Origin of the sequence: Exiguobacterium sp. s11, from assembly GCF_018619015.1 — a bacterium.
In the GTDB taxonomy this organism is placed as follows: Bacteria; Bacillota; Bacilli; order Exiguobacteriales; family Exiguobacteriaceae; genus Exiguobacterium_A; species Exiguobacterium_A indicum.
Window position 1 is genome coordinate 884,000 of record NZ_JACSNF010000001.1, and the last position, 17,232, is coordinate 901,231.

Consider the following 17,232-nt stretch of genomic DNA (forward strand, 5'->3'; position numbering starts at 1 on the left):
AAGGACTCATTTTTTTAAGAAATCGCCCTTTTTCAGGTTTATTTTTACAAAGATGACGATTCATTTTTCGTTATATGACAAACACCGTAACAATAGAACGTAAGTTCGTATATCTTTATTCTTAGATTTCATCAAAAAAAGGACTGAATCGTCGGAATAACGACTCAGTCCTTTTGACACAATTATGCGTTTTGAGCAACCAATCCACCAACACGAACCGTGTCGCGTGCAATCATCAATTCCTCATTCGTTGGAATGATGATGACTTTAACTGGTGAGTGTGGGTAGTTAATGAAGAGTTCTTCTCCACGAGCACCATTGTTGAGTGATGGATCCCAGTAGACGCCCATGAATTCGAGACCACGTAAGACACGCTCACGGATTGAATCTGAGTTTTCTCCGACACCGGCTGTGAAGATGATCGCATCGACACCATTCATCTCAGCAGCGTATTGCCCGATGTAACCGTGGATACGGTTCGCAAAGATACGGAGTGCCATCTCTGAACGATGGTTTCCTTCTTTAGCAGCTGTCTGGACGTCACGCAAGTCACTTGAAAGACCTGAAAGACCGTAGATTCCAGACTCTTTGTTCATGACGTTCAAGACGTCTTCTGCTGTTTTCCCTGTTTTCTCCATCAAGAATGGAATCAACGCTGGGTCAAGTGAACCAGAACGTGTTCCCATCGTAATCCCTTCAAGCGGTGTGAAGCCCATCGTCGTATCGATTGATTCGCCACCCGAAACTGCTGCGATCGATGCTCCGCTACCTAGGTGACACGAGATCAAACGGAGGTCTTTTAACGGACGACCGAGTAATTCAGATGCACGTTCCGTAACATATTTGTGGCTCGTACCGTGGAAACCATATTTACGGATACCATATTCTGTATAGTAATCATACGGCAAGCTGTAAAGGAAGTTTTCTTCTGGCATCGTTTGGTGGAACGCTGTATCGAAGACTGCCACTTGTGGTACTTCCGGAAGCAATGCTTGGAATGCCCGGATTCCGATCAAGTTTGGTGGAATGTGAAGTGGTCCGAGTTCTGTGTACGACTCGATATCGTGCATGACTTCATCTGTAATCAATACAGAGTCTGCATATTTTTCTTTACCATGAAGCACACGGTGTCCAACACCTTTAATCTCATCGTAAGACGAGATGATTCCGAACTCCATCAATTTTTCGAGTGACAACTCGACTGCTTCTTTATGTGTTGCAAGTGGGAGGACATCTGTATACTTTTGTCCTTCACCATATTTGATCGTAAAGATTGCATCGTCTTTACCGACGCGTTCAACGAGTCCGACTGCGATCATCGTTTCGTTCGGCATTTCGAGCAATTGGAACTTCAAAGACGAACTACCTGCGTTTACCGCCATAATTTTTGCCATGATTTTTCCCCTTTTCCATTTGAATCCAATGAACATTCACATCTGTTTAGGTTTTCTTCTATTTCTGTTCTACAACTAGAATAGTCAAATTAACGACAGATTTCAATCACTTTGCGTAATTCATTTTAATTCTGTGTTAATCCATTCATCAATCTGTTTCACCATACCACCAAACGCGCGAGCATCTGTGAACGATGGCAACTCAGCAAGCAATGCTTGTTTTGGCATCTTCATACCGGCTAAATGATTACGGACGATCAAATAACTTTTTGCTGCCTGTTCTTGTTTGAACATCGTGAGCGGTAACTGCAAAATACCGATGACATGCGCTTTTGATTCGAAGTACTGTTTCAACTTCCCTTCCGTATCATGTTGAAACAGTCCGTTCGGAATGACGAAGACACCGAATCCGCCTGGTTTGACGTATTGCATCGCTTGTTCAATCAACAAGAAATGACTGTAGCTCATGCCTTCGTCTCGTTTTAAGATGTAAGAAGCGGCAGCCTCTTCATCTGGATAATAACCGACAGGAAGATCAGCCATCGCAAGATCAACTGGATCTAACAATAATGGTCGTAACGCATCTTGATGGGTATACGTGACTGGATAGTCGAGTAATTCCGTTACCGCTGCTGATAAACGAATCAATGTCTCATCTACCTCGACCGCCTCAGCAGATGTACCTGTCGAAAGCTGACTTAAGACAGCATGTAACATGCCACCTGTCCCACTCCCCAACTCAAGTAGTCGGATGTCCTCCTTACCTACCAATTTCCCGATTAGATAACCAGCAAACAAAGCGACGCTGTCTGGCGTCGGCAAATGGTTCGGTTGTGCTTGTTTCATCCCTTCTAGAATAGCAAGCGATACTGCCTTCCGAATGACCTCTTTGTCTACATTTTCAGTATGACGATCGTTCAATCGATCAATCACCGTCGTCAACGCTTCTAAATAGGGCATATCCAGATCACGTTCGATTTGTTTTGTTTGACGTGTTAATTCCTTATATAACTTTTCTAACGGCTCCATGTACGTCATCCTCTCCAAAACGAAACGGCCCCCCGTAGAGCGGGAGCCGTTTCTATCATTAGTTCCATTGTAACGCTTCAGCGGCGTTTGTAAACCATTCTTACTTCGCTTCACGTGCTGCAGCGAGTGCTGCTTCGAAATTGACTTCGTCTGTTGATTCTTCAAGATATTCAACGTACGTAATCTCGTTGTTTGAATCAAGAACGAAAACAGAACGGGCAAGCAGGCGTAATTCTTCGATCGCTACGCCATACTGTGTACCGAATGAAAGATCGCGGTGATCAGACAACGTTACGACTTGATCAAGACCACTTGATGCGCACCAGCGACGTTGTGCGAACGGAAGATCGTTTGAGACCGTCATGACCGTCACACCTTCGATTGTTGCTGCTTCTTCATTGAATTTGCGTGTTTGCGCATCACAAACGCCTGTATCGATCGATGGAACGACGCTGATGATCCGGACACCTTGATATGTATCACGTGTTACCGGTGATAAGTCGTTAGCTAACACTTGAAAGTCAGGTGCTGTTTGTCCGACTTGAACCGCCGTACCTTGAAGTGTGATTGGATTTCCTTTAAACGTTGCCATTATGAATTCCCCTTTTCCCCTGATTGGATATACTGTATTTTCTATTTAACTATAGGAATGATCCGCGAAGATGGCAAGCGTTCTGCCATAATTGATGGACTTCAGTACCCGTCTTTCCAAAAAACAGGTATAATGAAAGAGTTCATGAAACGCTTTCAAGGGGGAATTGACCATGGCTCGAAATAATGTCTACCTGTACTACCGAAATACACAAAGACACGAGACGCAGGTGCGAAAGTTGATTGATGTCGGTACACGATACGGACTGAACGTTGTCCAAGATCACCGACAAGCAAACATCATCGTCTCGATTGGTGGAGATGGGGCTTTCTTGCAAGCGGCACGCTTCACAGGTTTCCGTGATGATGCGATCTATGTTGGATTCGCTGAAGGACCAAACTCGTTCTACTGTGATTTTGATATCAATGATCTTTCTGCGGTCGAAGCGATCTTTAAAGAGACAGGCAACCGTGTCTCGGATGGTGAAATCGAAGTACGTCGTTATCCACTGCTCGAAGCATCCATCAACGGTGGACCACCGATGCTCTGTCTGAACGAATGTTCCGTGAAGTCGAGCATCATCAAATCACTCGCAATCGAAGTCTATATCGACGACTTCCTGTTTGAGACATTCCGCGGGGATGGAATGGTCATCTCAACACCGACGGGCTCTACGGCTTATAACAAGTCACTCTCTGGTGCGATCGTCGATCCATTGATCCACTGTCTTCAAGTCAGCGAAATTGCTTCCGTCAACAACAACCGGTACCGGACACTCGGTTCTGCTTTCCTACTGAACCGTGGACGGAAACTTTCGTTACGCATCATCGAAGACGGAAACGACTATCCGATCATCGGGATGGATAACGAAGCACTCAGTCTCACACGAACAGATTCAGTCGATATCCAGCTTTCTGAAAAAGAACTGAAAACCGTCAAATTGACGAACAATACATTTTGGCATAAGATTCAACGCTCGTTCTTATGACAATAAAAAAATCTGCCTCCTCGGGGCAGATTTTTTTATTGCGTCTTCCGTTACGTCACCCTTTATACTCCAATCAAAGGAGGTACACAAATGATGTATTCCACTCAGGAAATCGCCAAACTGACCGGCGTCACAAAACGAACACTCTATCATTATGAGACGATCGGTCTCCTCGTGCCAAAGCGCACCAATGCTGGTCACCGAAGTTACAGCAGAGAGGATCTTTTACGTTTACAACAAATCCTGCTCTACCGCTCTCTTGATTTCCCACTGTCAGAAATCCAAAGATTACTCACGCAATCTGATTCCAATCATCATACGACACTGAAAAAGCAGATTGCACTCCTTCAAAAAAAAGCTTCGCATTATCAAATGCTTGCTCGACTCGCTGAACAGACATTACTCACCTTAAAAGGAGGACTCCCGATGAAAGCCGAACAATTATTCCGCGGTTTGCGTCATGACGAGATCGTTACGCATGAAAAACAACATGCAGATGAAGTCCAGCAACACTACGGTGACACTGACGCTTATCGAATCAGTGCAAAAAGACAACAATTACGAACACCGAAAGAGAAAGAACAACTGAGCAGCATGCATAAGCAACTCGATCAGCGCTTGACGACCCTTTACCGTGACGGGCATGCGGCAACGAATCCGGACGTTCAACAAGTCGTCAAAGAACAACATGATTTCATCGATACGTACTATTACCCATGCGCATTATCTCTCTTTGCCTCACTCGGTCAGATGTATGTGTCTGACGAACGGTTCCGCGCCTATTACGATGCGTATGCCCCCGGACTATCGACGTTCTATTCGGAAGCTATTTTACACTATACGCAAACATCACACTAACGCGGCTTCCGCCTGATAAACGATTTTTCCAGCTTGGACCGTCTCGACCAAACGGTTATTCAAGATGGCTTCCCCACGCAAGCGATAGAAGTCTTCTTCAAAGATGACGAAGTCGGCATCATAGCCTGGTAAGAGCAATCCTTTTCGACCATGTGTTTCTGTCGCGAGATGTGGATTCTTCGTAAAGAGCAACAAGGCATCAAACATCGATAACGTCTCGTTCGTTTTATTGACACGCCCTGCCTTTCCTTCGGTTGCTGCATAAAGCGACCGTCGGACATCGGGGTCAGAGATCGGCGCATCTGCTCCGCCGCACAATAATGCGCCGGTCTCAGCTAACGAACGTAAACGGTAACTCCAGTCTAAGCGGTTCAATCCGAGTCGATCGACGATGAAGTCGGCGTCATCCAGTAAAAAGACTGGTTGAACGTCAATCAAGACCGGTAACTTCCGAATTCGCGCAAGCGTTTCTGGTCGGACGACCGTCGCATGAATGATGCGATCGCGTTTCCCTTTTGGTGCCGGATACTTCTCGAGCACCTGTACGAACTGCTCGATCGCTAAATCACCGATGACATGTGCCGCGACTGTGAATCCATAACTACGTGCGCGTTTGACGAGTTGTTCGAGTTGTTCTGGCGTATGCACTTCGATACCACGTGTCGTCGGATCATCGGAATAACCACGACCGAGAAGAGCGGTTCGTCCTCCGAGCGCGCCGTCGACGAACAGTTTCATCGCACCGATTGACATCGTTGACGGTAAAGTAGGTTGTTGTTGCACGAACTCATCGATGACAAGATGATGCACGAGCAGATGCGTATGGAAGCCTGTCTCTTGCGTCACTTCCTTATAAGCTTGCAAGATGTCCGCGACATCCCCGTGATACGACAAGTCTTCTGTGTGTGCCGCAATGATGCCGTATTGGTATAAGTTCTTAATCGCTGACCGAAGGGACGCTTTATTCCGCTCCAAGTTTCCAGCTTGTAACGCATATAAAGGTTCAAGCGCCGCATCGTACAAGAATCCGTCAGCTTCTCCATTATCCGATAAACCGACCTTCCCACCTTCGATGACAGTCGACGCTTTATATCCGAGCTGTTGGAACAAGACATCGTTGACAAGTGCTGTATGCCGGTCTGTTCGTTTCAACAAGGCAGGTGCATCAGGGAACAACTGATTGAGCCATGCTTTCGTCGGTGCACGATCAAGCTTCGTTTCGTCATAGCCTTCTGCCACATGGATCCCATTGACTGGTTCAGCCTTGAGAAAAGCTTGTCCTAACGCTTCAAGCGTCGTATAACGCGAGGCATCGACACGATTGATCGCTTCCCCGTAACCGATCAGATGAATATGCGCATCCGTAAAGGCTGGATATACAGCTTTTCCGTTCAAGTCGTGAATCTGATCAATACGTCTACCGAAACGGCGGCGTAGCTTTCCTTCTTCCCCCATCGCGATGATCCGCGTCTTCTCGACGAACATCGCTGAATGGACATCCTCTTCGTGTGCCATCGTTCGAATTAATCCGTTTACGTATAGTGTTCCCATTCCACTCACTCCTCTTTTTACAAAAATAGGGTGACCATGACGGTCACCCTGAATTGTCGATCCTGATTTAAACGTGCAATGTTTCTTCTGGTGCACACGACCGTTTAATACGTTCGATCGCGGCCGGATCGTATTCATTTAGGACACGTTCCGCTAAGACAATCGTTCGTTCATAGTCTCCCGCTAAGAACTTCGTTTCCGCGATCGTCAGCGACATATGTATCTCGTTGTCGTGGCGACGGTACCGGTTCGCATACTGGACGAGCCGTTCGGCATACGTGACTTCGAACACTAATGTATCTAACCGTTCTTGCACATGTTTAAACGTTTCTTGGACGTCTTGACTTTGTGCGACGATCGATCGAACGTTAAACGGTAACTCCTCTAACCGTGTCTCAAGCGTCTGCAGTGAACGATTCGCATTTCGGAGCGCTTCTTCCACCTCAGCCGGTAAATTCGGTAATCCGAGTCGTTTCAGACGGAGACGTGTCTGCGACAGCTGATGACGCCATTCGACGATTCGTTCGCGAACTTCCGTCTCTTCTTTTCGAAGTGCCTGGAGTTCGACTGTAAAGCGTTCGTACTGAATCATCAACTGTTCTTCGAGGCGAATCGCATCGCGCATCTGATCTTCGAGCATACTGAACGGGATGATTTTTCCGGCAATCGACTCATCAAGATCTTTTGCTGCTTCAAACAGTAGCTCTTCGTCACGCTGGATTGTCTCATAGTGAATCCCTAAATCTGCTGAGATTTCATATTTTTCACGTAGGATGCTGAACTCTTGTGCCAATTGATGAATCCGTTCACGCATCCGTAGCGCTTTTTGTTTCAAGAATTGGTTTTCTTTTTTCACTTGATGACGCGCATCGACCTCACGACGGAACGTATCATACATTTGATCCACATCGGCCGATAACTGTTGAATCGCCTCTTCCAAACCGTCGACTTCTAGCATTTCGATTTTTTCAGAAAGGCTCAGACGTTGTTCCTCGAACCGTTTGATCTCGGATTGGAGACCGAGTGGTTCAAGTGGATACCCATCTAATGACATTTCCTTATAGCCCGCTCCGAGCTGATCAATCCGTTGACGCAATTCATGAGCGAGAATCTTCCATTGTTTCGGTACGAGTTCAACGAGTTGACGCGTCGTTGCTACTTCTTGCTCGAGTAACAAACTTGTTTCATACGCCTTCGTCACTTCACCTGAAGCTTCGTACTGACACATCTCATTCCAGTGCGCGTCGATTTGTTCACTTCGTTCTTCGAGACGCGCAAGCGCCGGACCGAATGAGTTCGCTTGAATCAATAATGATTTCCGAACTTGCCCTGAATCGGCTTCCCCTTGAGCTTTCAGTTCGGCTAGAACCGATTGATTCGTTTTGAACGTCGACATCTCGACGAGCATCTCATCGATCAACCCTTCGAGTTCTGCAATCAATTGTTCCGTTACTTCGAGGTCATTCTTGACGGCGATGAACCGATATTTATCGAGCGCTTCCTCCGCCCGGTAAAGGGTCTCATCGATTTGGGCGACGTGGACCGTTAATAACTCTTCCCACGCTTGATGCCAGGAGCTGAACTTCGTCTCCGTCTCACCCGCCATCGGTAGTTGCTTTAAGTCCTGCAACTCCTTTGGAATCGATGCACTGACGATGCCTTGTTTGCGCATATCAAGTTCATCGATTTTCGTGTAGTATTTTTTTCGACTGATCATGCTAAACAGCATGACGAGTAATACGATGACGATGACTCCGATCACCCATGCCCACATTTGTCACGACCTCCACTCTGTCCTACGACTTTAGATTTTCTCTAAATCGCAATAATCTTATCCTTATAATAGTATAGCGCAACCGTTTTGCATAGATTTACAAAGGCTTTTCCTGATTTCTTCCGCTGTTTTGAATCCTTTTTCCAAAAATCAATTGTTTGTCAGCTACGCGAAAACTCGTTAAACTAAGAAAAATACACTTTTCACGGGAGGAATTTTTATTATGTTCGAAACAAAGACATATGAAGGTGACCGGACGAAACAATACGACATGCTATCAAAACAACTCGATGCGCTATTAATGGGAGAAGACAATCAAGTCGCGAACTTATCGAATGCGAGCGCGTTGCTCAACCAGTTCCTCGATCGTATCAACTGGGTCGGCTTCTATTTGACGGATACGGAGCAAAACCAACTCGTCCTCGGACCGTTCCAAGGACTTCCAGCATGCGTCCGTATTCCATTTGGTCGTGGTGTATGCGGAACGTCCGCAGCAGAACAGACGACACAACGAATCGAAGATGTGCATCAGTTCCCAGGTCACATCGCATGTGACGCGGCTTCGAATTCAGAAATCGTCATTCCACTCGTCAAAGACGGACAAACGATCGGTGTCCTCGATATCGACAGCCCAGAATTCAACCGTTTTGACGAAGTCGATCAAGCTGGTCTAGAAGCATTCTGTACGACACTGCTTCGCCATCTGTAATTCTGATTGACAGTCGATTGTCCACACCGTATACTTGTAAAAGTGCAGAAATGATAACGATAGCGGTCAAATCGCTTACGTATCACATTTCATGACTCGGTGAATAACCGGAGGGGCATCGTGTAACTTTGCTATCAAGCGAGGGTGCCACATCATGAAATGGGCGTAATGTGGGTTTGATGGCGTTATTATTTTTATGCAAATAATAACGAACAATAAGGAGGAGTCTTATTATGGCTCGCTATACAGGTCCAGCTTGGAAACTCTCACGTCGTCTCGGTATCTCACTTACTGAAACAGGAAAAGAAATCGCAAAACGCCCTTACGCACCAGGTCAACACGGTAACAGCCGTCGTAAAGTATCTGAGTACGGTCTTCAACTTCAAGCGAAGCAAACACTTCGTCACATGTACGGAGTAAACGAACGCCAATTCAACCGTATCTTCAACGATGCTGGCAAAATGCCTGGTATCCACGGTGAGAACTTCATGTTCTTACTCGAAGCACGTCTTGATAACGTCGTTTACCGTATGGGTATGGCTCGTACACGTCGTGCTGCTCGTCAGCTCGTCAACCACGGTCACATCCAAGTTGATGGACAACGCGTTGATATCCCATCATTCCGCGTGAAACCAGGTCAAACGATCTCAGTTCGCGAAAAATCGAAGAACTTTGTCGTTATCAAAGAAGCACTCGAAGTTGCTCCAGCAACTAAAGACTTCGTTACTTTCGATGCTGAGAAGCTCGAAGGAACGTTCGTCCGTCTTCCTGAGCGTTCTGAATTGAACGATCAAATCCAAGAACAACTCGTCGTCGAGTACTACTCACGTTAATCGATTGTTCCAGCACTCACTTCGGTGGGTGCTTTTTTTATGCCTATGACTAAAATGTATACCTGGTCTTAAAAAAAGAGTGACGTCATTCATCCGTTTGTGTTAACCTTTAAACATAAATAGTTAACACAAACAGAAAAGAGGACTTCATTCATGAAAACAAGAGATTTAACATTCATCGCCCTTGGTGCTGCCATCATCGCAGCCGTCAGTTCTTTGCCACAGATTCAACTTGTCGGCGCTGTTCCAATCACGCTCCAGATGCTCGCGATCATGACGGTCAGCGCGATTCTCGGTGGAAAACGTGGTGGACTCGCTGTCTTGATTTTCTTATTACTCGCAGCAGCTGGTCTACCGGTGCTTGGCGGAAAAGGCGGACTAGCCCCATTCGTCGGACCAACCGTTGGTTATTTGATTGCCTTTCCGATTGCCGGATTCTTCATCGGACTTGTTGCTGAAAAAACGCGTCGCTTCGTTCCCCTCTTCATCGGGATGATCGTCTTCGGACTTGGTTTAGTCTACTTGCTTGGAACATTCGGTTTAATGGCTGTACTCGATCTATCGTTCAAAGATGCCTTTGCGATCAACTATCCTTTTGTCTTATGGGATACGATCAAAGCCGTCATCGCCACAACAATCGCCGTTCGCTTGTTGCCACTCCGTTTATTCCGGACAGCTTAAAAAAACGCTCTCTGCATCTAAGTGCAGGGAGCGTTTCGTATATCATCAAGCATGCTCGACGACGAAGTATTTTTTCTTTCCGCGACGTACGATCGTAAAGCGACCGATTGCATCAGCTTCCGTGATTTCTTTCGTTAAATCTTGCTCGCGTTCTCCGTTCAGGTAGATCGCACCGTTCGTAACGTCTTCACGTGCTTGACGTTTTGACGGACTGATCTTCGCCTCAACGAGAACGTCGACGAGGTTTGTCGCTTCACCGAGTGTAAAGCGTGGCATTCCTTTGAACGCATCTTCGATATCTTCGACTTGCAACGATTTAATGTCTCCACTAAAGAGTGCCGTCGTAATACGTTGCGCTTGTTTCAGCCCTTCTTCACCATGGACGAGAACTGTCATCTCTTCTGCGAGACGACGTTGCGCGACACGCTTCTCTGGTGCTGCCTTGACTTCTTCTGCGAGCGCGTCGAGTTCTTCGTGCGTTAAGAACGTGAAGTATTTCAAGAACTTGATGACGTCAAGATCGTCAACGTTGAACCAGAATTGGTAGAACTCGTACGGTGACGTTTTGTCAGCGTCTAACCAAACCGCACCACCTGCTGTCTTACCGAATTTTTGACCGTCTGCTTTTGTAACAAGCGGTACCGTCAATCCGAATGCTTTTTCTTCATGACCCGCACGACGAATCAATTCCATCCCTGCTGTGATGTTCCCCCACTGGTCACTACCTCCGACTTGAAGGCGGCATCCTTTGTCTTCGTAGAGTTTCAAGAAGTCAAACGATTGAAGTAACATGTATGAGAACTCAGTGAATGAGATCCCGTTTTGAAGGCGTGAGTCAACAGAGTCTTTCGCAAGCATGTAGCTGACCGGGAAGTGTTTTCCGATATCGCGTAAGAAATCGATGATCGTCAAATCTTTCGTCCAGTCCAGGTTATTGGCGATCGTGACCGGGTTTTCTCCTTCAAGTGGTAAGAAACGTGACAACTGGTCCTTAATCCGATTCGCGAACTCTTCGACGATATCCGATGTATTCAACGAACGTTCTGTTGCGCGACCACTCGGGTCTCCGATCATTCCCGTTGCTCCACCAACGAGACCTACGACATGGTGTCCTGCTTGTTGGAATCGTTTTAAGACTAAGATCGGCAACAGGTGTCCGATGTGAAGTGAATCCGCTGTTGGATCAAATCCTGTGTAAAGTGTCGTTGGTGTCTCGAGTAATGTCTTCAATCCTTCTTCATCCGTCATCTGGTTAATTAAACCGCGAAATTCTAAATCCTCTAATAACGTCATTGTGTCTCCTCCTAAAGTTCACTTTTAACAATAAAAAACCGTCCCTTCGTCTAAGACGAAGGGACGGAAGATTCCGTGGTACCACCCTGATTGCCCTTTTAAAAAGGACCACTTGGTTCGTCGATAACGGGACGGACCGCTTGATTTCTCAAGAAACTCCTGGAAGCGTAATTCATAAGTTCACTGTGTCCTAGTTCGCAGCACCACTAGGTCTCTGTCACAGGGAGTGACTTACTACTGTATTCCGATCACTGTTTAACGTATCATATGAAAATAAGATGGTTTCATGATACGTCGAAGGCGAATCCGCTGTCAAGCCAAAATTAAGCAATGGATTTATGGTATAATACGTCTATCTGTGATTTAATATTAATTTACACCTAAGTTTAAGATGCAAAGGAGATCATTTATGCGCGAGAACTGGTCCAAGTTTTGGAATCACCCCCGGACGAAAGCCGTTCGGCACTGGTCGAATATCACATACGATGTTTCATGGAACATCATTTTATTCCTCATCATAGCAGTGTTGCTCATTGGAAGCTTTTCTGTCGGAGCTGCCGGCGGATACTTCGCTTCCCTTGTCAAAGGTACGAAAGCCCCTCCATTGACGGAAATGAAACAACAAGTCAATAGCTATGCAGTAACGAGTCAGATTTATTGGGGAAGCGGCGAGAAATTGACGAACGTCTCTACTGATGAAGAACGTCAGCCTGTCGACATTAAAAATATCTCTCCGTATTTATTAGATGCCGTCTTATCAACTGAAGATACTGATTTTTATCAGCATGATGGTGTTGTCCCAAAAGCAACATTGCGTGCAGTCTTGCAAGAGCTGACAAACTCCGCGTCACGGACTGGCGGAAGTACGTTGACTCAACAATTAATTAAAAACCAAATTTTGACGAATGAAGTCTCGTTCGAACGCAAAGCAAAGGAAATCATCTTAGCGCTACGCCTCGAGAATGCGATGTCAAAAGACGAAATTCTTCAAGCTTATTTGAATGTCGTCTCATTTGGTCGAAATTCACTCGGACGTAACATTGCTGGAATTGAAGCGGCTTCTCAAGGTGTCTTTAATAAATCAGCGAAAAAGCTGACATTACCACAAGCAGCCTTCCTCGCCGGCATTCCGAAAAACCCTTATTATTACACACCGTACCTTCAAGGTGGCGTCGTCAAGAAAGATTTGACACCAAGTATCAATCGGATGAAAACCGTCTTGAAGCGGATGTATGTCGCAAAAAACATCACAAAAGAACAATACGAAAAAGCGATCAAGTACGATATTACGAAAGACTTTGCGAAACAATCGAAACGTTCACGTGACACATATCCGTATGTCTACGACTTAGCAGAGCGTGAAGCAACGAAAATCATGACGAAGTACTTGATGAAACAAGATGGAATTAAAGAAGATGAAGTCAAACCGTCTGAACTAGCAGAAGTTCGAGCAAACTACCAGGATCAAGCACTGGTTGCTCTCCGTCAAGGTGGGTACAAAGTTCACTTGACGCTAGATAAGAAAATTCATGAATCCATGCAACAACCTGCGAAGAACAATGGAAACTTCCCTGGCAGCATGCAGTACAAACAAGTCGTGGATCCAAAAACGAAAAAAACCGTTTCGAAACAAGATCCCGAAGAGACAGCAGCGGTCATGGTTCAAAATGAAACAGGTCGTATCCTTGGATTCGTCGGCGGGCGCTATATGGATGGGAAAGCGGATGACTTCAACCGGGCATTCCAAGCCAAACGTCAAATCGGATCGACAGCAAAACCAATTCTCGTATATTCAAATGGTATCGAGAACGGTTTAATTACTCCGGGATCGACCGTCAATGACGAAGAGTATTACTACCAGACCGTACCACGTCAACCAGGTGATCGCCCAATCAAGAACGAAGGCGGTCGTTATCGTGGGAACGTGACGGTTCGCACCGCACTTGAACTCTCATTAAATGTACCTGCTGTTAAGATTTACGAGAAGATGAACATGTCGAACTCGATTCAAAAACTCGTCGATATGGGCGTAGAAGTACCGGATGCGATTCGTTATGCTCCTTCGGCTGCACTCGGAACGATGGAGATCACACCAGTCGAACTTGCTGGTGCTTACGCAACACTCGCGAACTATGGTGAATTCGTACAACCATACGTCATTTCGAAAATCACGAAAGACGGAAAAAACATTTATAAAGCAAAACCAAAGAAAAAACGAATTTACGAACCACGAACGGCTTACTTGACGCTTGATATGATGCGCGGTGTCTTCACAAAAGGTACGGCAACATTTGCAAAAGACCGATTGAATGTTCCGGGAGACTGGGCAGGTAAAACCGGTACGACCAATGATGTCAAAGACTCTTACCTCGTTGGTTCGACACCTGGTGTGACCCTTGCCGTCTGGACAGGGCATGACCAAAACAACTCACTTATCGGTCCGACGACGTATTATCAACGCACACAGACGCTGTGGTCACAAATGGCGAACGCAGCATATGGTGCTAACAACAGCTATTTCAAATCAGGTGCTCGCTTCACACAACCATCTTCTGTAACAGCAAATGACTTTAAGAACAGTGGTCGTTTCAAAGAAGAGGATAAAAAGAAAAAAGCCGAAGAGGCGAAGAAAAAAGCGGAAGCTGAGAAAAAGAAAGAAGAAGCAGCTAAGCGAGCAGAAGAAGAAGCAAATAGAGCGGAAGAACAGAAACAAGAAGATCAACAAAACGAACAACAAGCTGAAGCAGATGCGAAGAAAAAAGCAGAGGAAGACGCAAAACGTGCTGCCGAGGAAAAAGCAAAAGCCGAGGCAGAGGCTAAGAAGAAAGCGGAAGCTGAGGCTAAGAAAAAAGAAGCAGATGTACAGAAACAACAAGAACAACAGAAAAAGCAAGATGAAAAGAAAGACGATACTTCTGAAAACTAATAAAAAGAAGCTGGAACACAACTAACTGATTTTATAGGAAAAGACCCTCGATACGACTACTCGTTTCGAGGGTCTTTCGTTTATTAAACTGGATTATATTACAACCTCATTTTGAAAGTTTTAATTTAGAGTGACTTAGAGAAGGTTGATACTTTTACTTTAGATACTGGTTTACCTTTATACGTCGCCCAGGATTCTATTTTTACAGAATATTCTAGTCTGGAAGCGTTTGTCCATTTGAAATAAGTTTTGTGCATAATTAAACTATCTTTTTTAAACTTAGAATACGTCATTTTTCCATAGGTACCAACTAAAGCCATTGCAGTTCCACCTGATGTCACAGCCTTTAATGCCGTTCCAACATAAGGCATGTTTTTTATACTATTAACTTGAGTAACAAGATTTCCTCCTCCAGCTACTAAGCCACCGTACAAGATTAATTTATTGTTGTCTTTATTAATCTTATTTACTTTTTGGATCGCCACGCTAAATTGCTTGTATTTAGTTTGAGATTTTGGAGCATACATTTTGTAATACATAGCATGTAATCCCGAATCTTTTGTAGGTAGAGTTGAACTCCCTGAATCAGCACTTGCAAAGCTTTGTGCGCCTAAAGATACAGTTAGAACGGTGGAAAGAATTAAACCAGATTTTAAAGTCTTGATTTTAACCAAACAAACCATCTCCCTACTCTTTTATTGGAAAAATAATTCAGTAAAATTATAACATAAAAGAACTCTTTTAACTTTCTATCATCTATTTTTAAAAATTTTGTAATAAAAAATCCCCCTTACTTGAGGGGGATAAAATTTCCATAATAGAACTTTTTGAACTTACTAATCTCTGCATTTTACTGGAACTGTTTTTAAGTTTAATCTTCCATCGTCGAGAGATCCCCTGTTTCGAGATTTAACTCCCATGCTTTTAGAACACGGCGCATGATTTTACCACTTCGTGTCTTCGGCAATTTATCCCGGAAATCGATTTCTCTCGGTGCCGCGTGAGCAGCAAGCCCTTCTTTGACGAATGCTTGGATTTCTTGCTTTAGCTCATCTGTCGGCTCGTAACCATCACGCAAGGCAATGAACGCCTTGATGATTTCACCGCGGACTGGATCTGGTTTCCCGATGACCCCAGCTTCTGCGACAGCTGGATGCTCGACGAGACGACTTTCGACTTCAAACGGACCAACCCGTTCTCCAGCCGTCATGATGACGTCATCGACACGCCCTTGGAACCAGAAATAACCTTCGTCATCCATGTAGGCAGAATCTCCTGAAACGTACCATCCTTTGAAGAAGTATGATTCATATTTTTGTGGATTGTTCCAAATTTGACGCATCATCGATGGCCATGGTGTTTTTAAAGCAAGGTTACCCATCCGGAATGGCGGTAACTCATTTCCTTGATCATCAATGATCGCAGCCTGAGTTCCTGGAATTGGTTTTCCCATTGATCCTGGTTTGATGTCCATCGACTTGTAGTTACAAATCATCATCGCGCCTGTCTCCGTCATCCACCATGTATCGTGAATCCGTTGATCGAACGCTTCTTTGCCCCAACGAATGACTTCTGGGTTCAACGGTTCGCCGACAGACAATACATGACGAAGACTTGAGAGATCATGATGATTCGCAACATCCGCGCCAGCTCCCATTAACATCCGGAAAGCGGTCGGTGCGCTATACCAAACTGTTACCTTGTACTTCTCGATGACACTGTACCAGAAATCCGGATTGAAGCGTCCACCGACGACGATATTCGTTGCCCCGTTCAAGAACGGAGCGAAGATACCGTAACTTGTTCCTGTGACCCACCCCGGGTCAGCCGTACACCAGTAGATATCATCTTCTTGGAGATCAAGTACCCAGCGACCTGTCATTAAGTGCTGAATCATCGCATTTTGAACGTGGAGCACACCTTTCGGCTTTCCTGTCGATCCTGAAGTGTAGTGCAGGATCAATCCGTCTTCACGATCTAGCCAGACCGGTTCGAATACATCGGATGCTTGCTCGAACGCTTTGCGGAAATCGAGTAATGTGTCCGATTCTTCGACATCTTCGTCGACAAGTACTACCTTTTCAAGTGATTCCAGTTCCCCAACTGGAACACGTGGGAGCAGTGCCTTCGTCGTCACGAGTAACTTCGCTTCAGAATCAAGCAGGCGATCACGGACCGCTTGTTCCATGAATGCTTCAAATAACGGACCGACGATTGCGCCTACTTTCAGTGCGCCAAGCAAGGCAAAATACAATTCCGGTGAACGTGGCATGAAGATGAAAATCCGGTCACCCGTTTTGACCCCTGCATCGACTAATACGTTTGCCGCTTTATTCGTCAATCGTTTCATATCTGCATATGTGAATCGTTGTTCCGTCGTTCCATCGAAATAGATCAGCGCATCCTTGTTCGCTCGCTCGCCTTCTGCGTGGCGGTCGATTGCTTCATGAGCCATGTTGACTTTCCCCGTTGTCGCCCATGAAAAGTACTGCTCAGCATCTTTCCAGTCGTACGTGTTCGTTTCATCATACTCTGCTAACCAATGCTTCCCCGGAAGCGCTTTCAAAACTTTCATGTCTCGTTCCTCCCCTTCTATGTTTTCCT

The 17,232-nt window shown here is 45.5% G+C and carries 14 protein-coding genes and 1 other annotated feature; of the genes, 6 read left to right on the top strand and 8 right to left on the bottom strand.

What is annotated here, in order from left to right:
• Nucleotides 1-182: 182 nt before the first annotated feature.
• The 3 genes from KNQ12_RS04840 to tpx form a co-directional block, all read right to left on the bottom strand.
• Complete coding sequence (locus KNQ12_RS04840; protein WP_023469051.1) at nucleotides 183-1,394, bottom strand: acetate kinase; 1,212 nt, start codon at nucleotides 1,392-1,394, stop codon at nucleotides 183-185.
• Between the two features lie 120 nt (nucleotides 1,395-1,514).
• Nucleotides 1,515-2,423, bottom strand: coding sequence for a class I SAM-dependent methyltransferase (locus KNQ12_RS04845; protein WP_023469052.1), 909 nt, complete (start codon nucleotides 2,421-2,423; stop codon nucleotides 1,515-1,517).
• Between the two features lie 100 nt (nucleotides 2,424-2,523).
• Nucleotides 2,524-3,015, bottom strand: a complete 492-nt coding sequence (gene tpx / locus KNQ12_RS04850; RefSeq protein WP_035396538.1) for a thiol peroxidase — start codon at nucleotides 3,013-3,015, stop codon at nucleotides 2,524-2,526.
• 172 nt (nucleotides 3,016-3,187) lie between these two features.
• On the opposite strand from tpx, the gene KNQ12_RS04855 reads away from it, so the two are divergent.
• Nucleotides 3,188-4,003 carry an NAD kinase gene (locus KNQ12_RS04855; protein WP_023469054.1) on the top strand — a complete coding sequence of 272 codons (816 nt, stop codon included), beginning with the start codon at nucleotides 3,188-3,190 and terminating at the stop codon, nucleotides 4,001-4,003.
• Between the two features lie 90 nt (nucleotides 4,004-4,093).
• On the top strand, nucleotides 4,094-4,861 hold the full coding sequence (locus tag KNQ12_RS04860; RefSeq protein ID WP_214746602.1) for a MerR family transcriptional regulator: 768 nt from the start codon (nucleotides 4,094-4,096) through the stop codon (nucleotides 4,859-4,861).
• Here KNQ12_RS04860 and KNQ12_RS04865 read toward each other — a convergent pair.
• Both KNQ12_RS04865 and ezrA read right to left on the bottom strand, forming a co-directional pair.
• Nucleotides 4,853-6,412 (bottom strand): amidohydrolase, encoded by a 1,560-nt coding sequence (locus tag KNQ12_RS04865; protein ID WP_214746605.1) that lies wholly within the window; start codon nucleotides 6,410-6,412, stop codon nucleotides 4,853-4,855. The genes KNQ12_RS04860 and KNQ12_RS04865 overlap by 9 nt on opposite strands.
• 67 nt (nucleotides 6,413-6,479) lie before the next feature.
• Nucleotides 6,480-8,186: a septation ring formation regulator EzrA gene (gene ezrA, locus KNQ12_RS04870; RefSeq protein ID WP_064299501.1), complete on the bottom strand. Its 1,707-nt coding sequence runs from the start codon at nucleotides 8,184-8,186 to the stop codon at nucleotides 6,480-6,482.
• A 223-nt stretch (nucleotides 8,187-8,409) separates the two neighbouring features.
• On the opposite strand from ezrA, the gene KNQ12_RS04875 reads away from it, so the two are divergent.
• From KNQ12_RS04875 to KNQ12_RS04885, 3 genes are all read left to right on the top strand, one after another.
• A complete protein-coding gene (locus KNQ12_RS04875) occupies nucleotides 8,410-8,895 on the top strand; it encodes a GAF domain-containing protein (protein ID WP_023469058.1) in 486 nt (161 codons plus the stop codon).
• Between the two features lie 233 nt (nucleotides 8,896-9,128).
• Entirely contained in the window at nucleotides 9,129-9,728 is a 600-nt protein-coding gene (gene rpsD, locus KNQ12_RS04880) for a 30S ribosomal protein S4 (protein ID WP_023469059.1), read from the top strand.
• Nucleotides 9,729-9,881: 153 nt separating this feature from the next.
• Nucleotides 9,882-10,409 (top strand): biotin transporter BioY, encoded by a 528-nt coding sequence (locus tag KNQ12_RS04885; RefSeq protein WP_023469060.1) that lies wholly within the window; start codon nucleotides 9,882-9,884, stop codon nucleotides 10,407-10,409.
• 45 nt (nucleotides 10,410-10,454) lie between these two features.
• On the opposite strand, the gene tyrS is transcribed toward KNQ12_RS04885, so the two are convergent.
• A complete protein-coding gene (tyrS, locus tag KNQ12_RS04890) occupies nucleotides 10,455-11,702 on the bottom strand; it encodes a tyrosine--tRNA ligase (protein WP_174316490.1) in 1,248 nt (415 codons plus the stop codon).
• Between the two features lie 56 nt (nucleotides 11,703-11,758).
• Nucleotides 11,759-11,963: a binding site (T-box leader), on the bottom strand.
• A 148-nt stretch (nucleotides 11,964-12,111) separates the two neighbouring features.
• On the opposite strand from tyrS, the gene KNQ12_RS04895 reads away from it, so the two are divergent.
• Nucleotides 12,112-14,628, top strand: a complete 2,517-nt coding sequence (locus KNQ12_RS04895; RefSeq protein ID WP_214746608.1) for a transglycosylase domain-containing protein — start codon at nucleotides 12,112-12,114, stop codon at nucleotides 14,626-14,628.
• 125 nt (nucleotides 14,629-14,753) lie between these two features.
• On the opposite strand, the gene KNQ12_RS04900 is transcribed toward KNQ12_RS04895, so the two are convergent.
• Complete coding sequence (locus tag KNQ12_RS04900) at nucleotides 14,754-15,302, bottom strand: hypothetical protein (RefSeq protein WP_214746611.1); 549 nt, start codon at nucleotides 15,300-15,302, stop codon at nucleotides 14,754-14,756.
• Between the two features lie 197 nt (nucleotides 15,303-15,499).
• On the bottom strand, nucleotides 15,500-17,203 hold the full coding sequence (gene acsA / locus KNQ12_RS04905) for an acetate--CoA ligase (protein ID WP_058264716.1): 1,704 nt from the start codon (nucleotides 17,201-17,203) through the stop codon (nucleotides 15,500-15,502).
• Nucleotides 17,204-17,232: the final 29 nt, after the last annotated feature.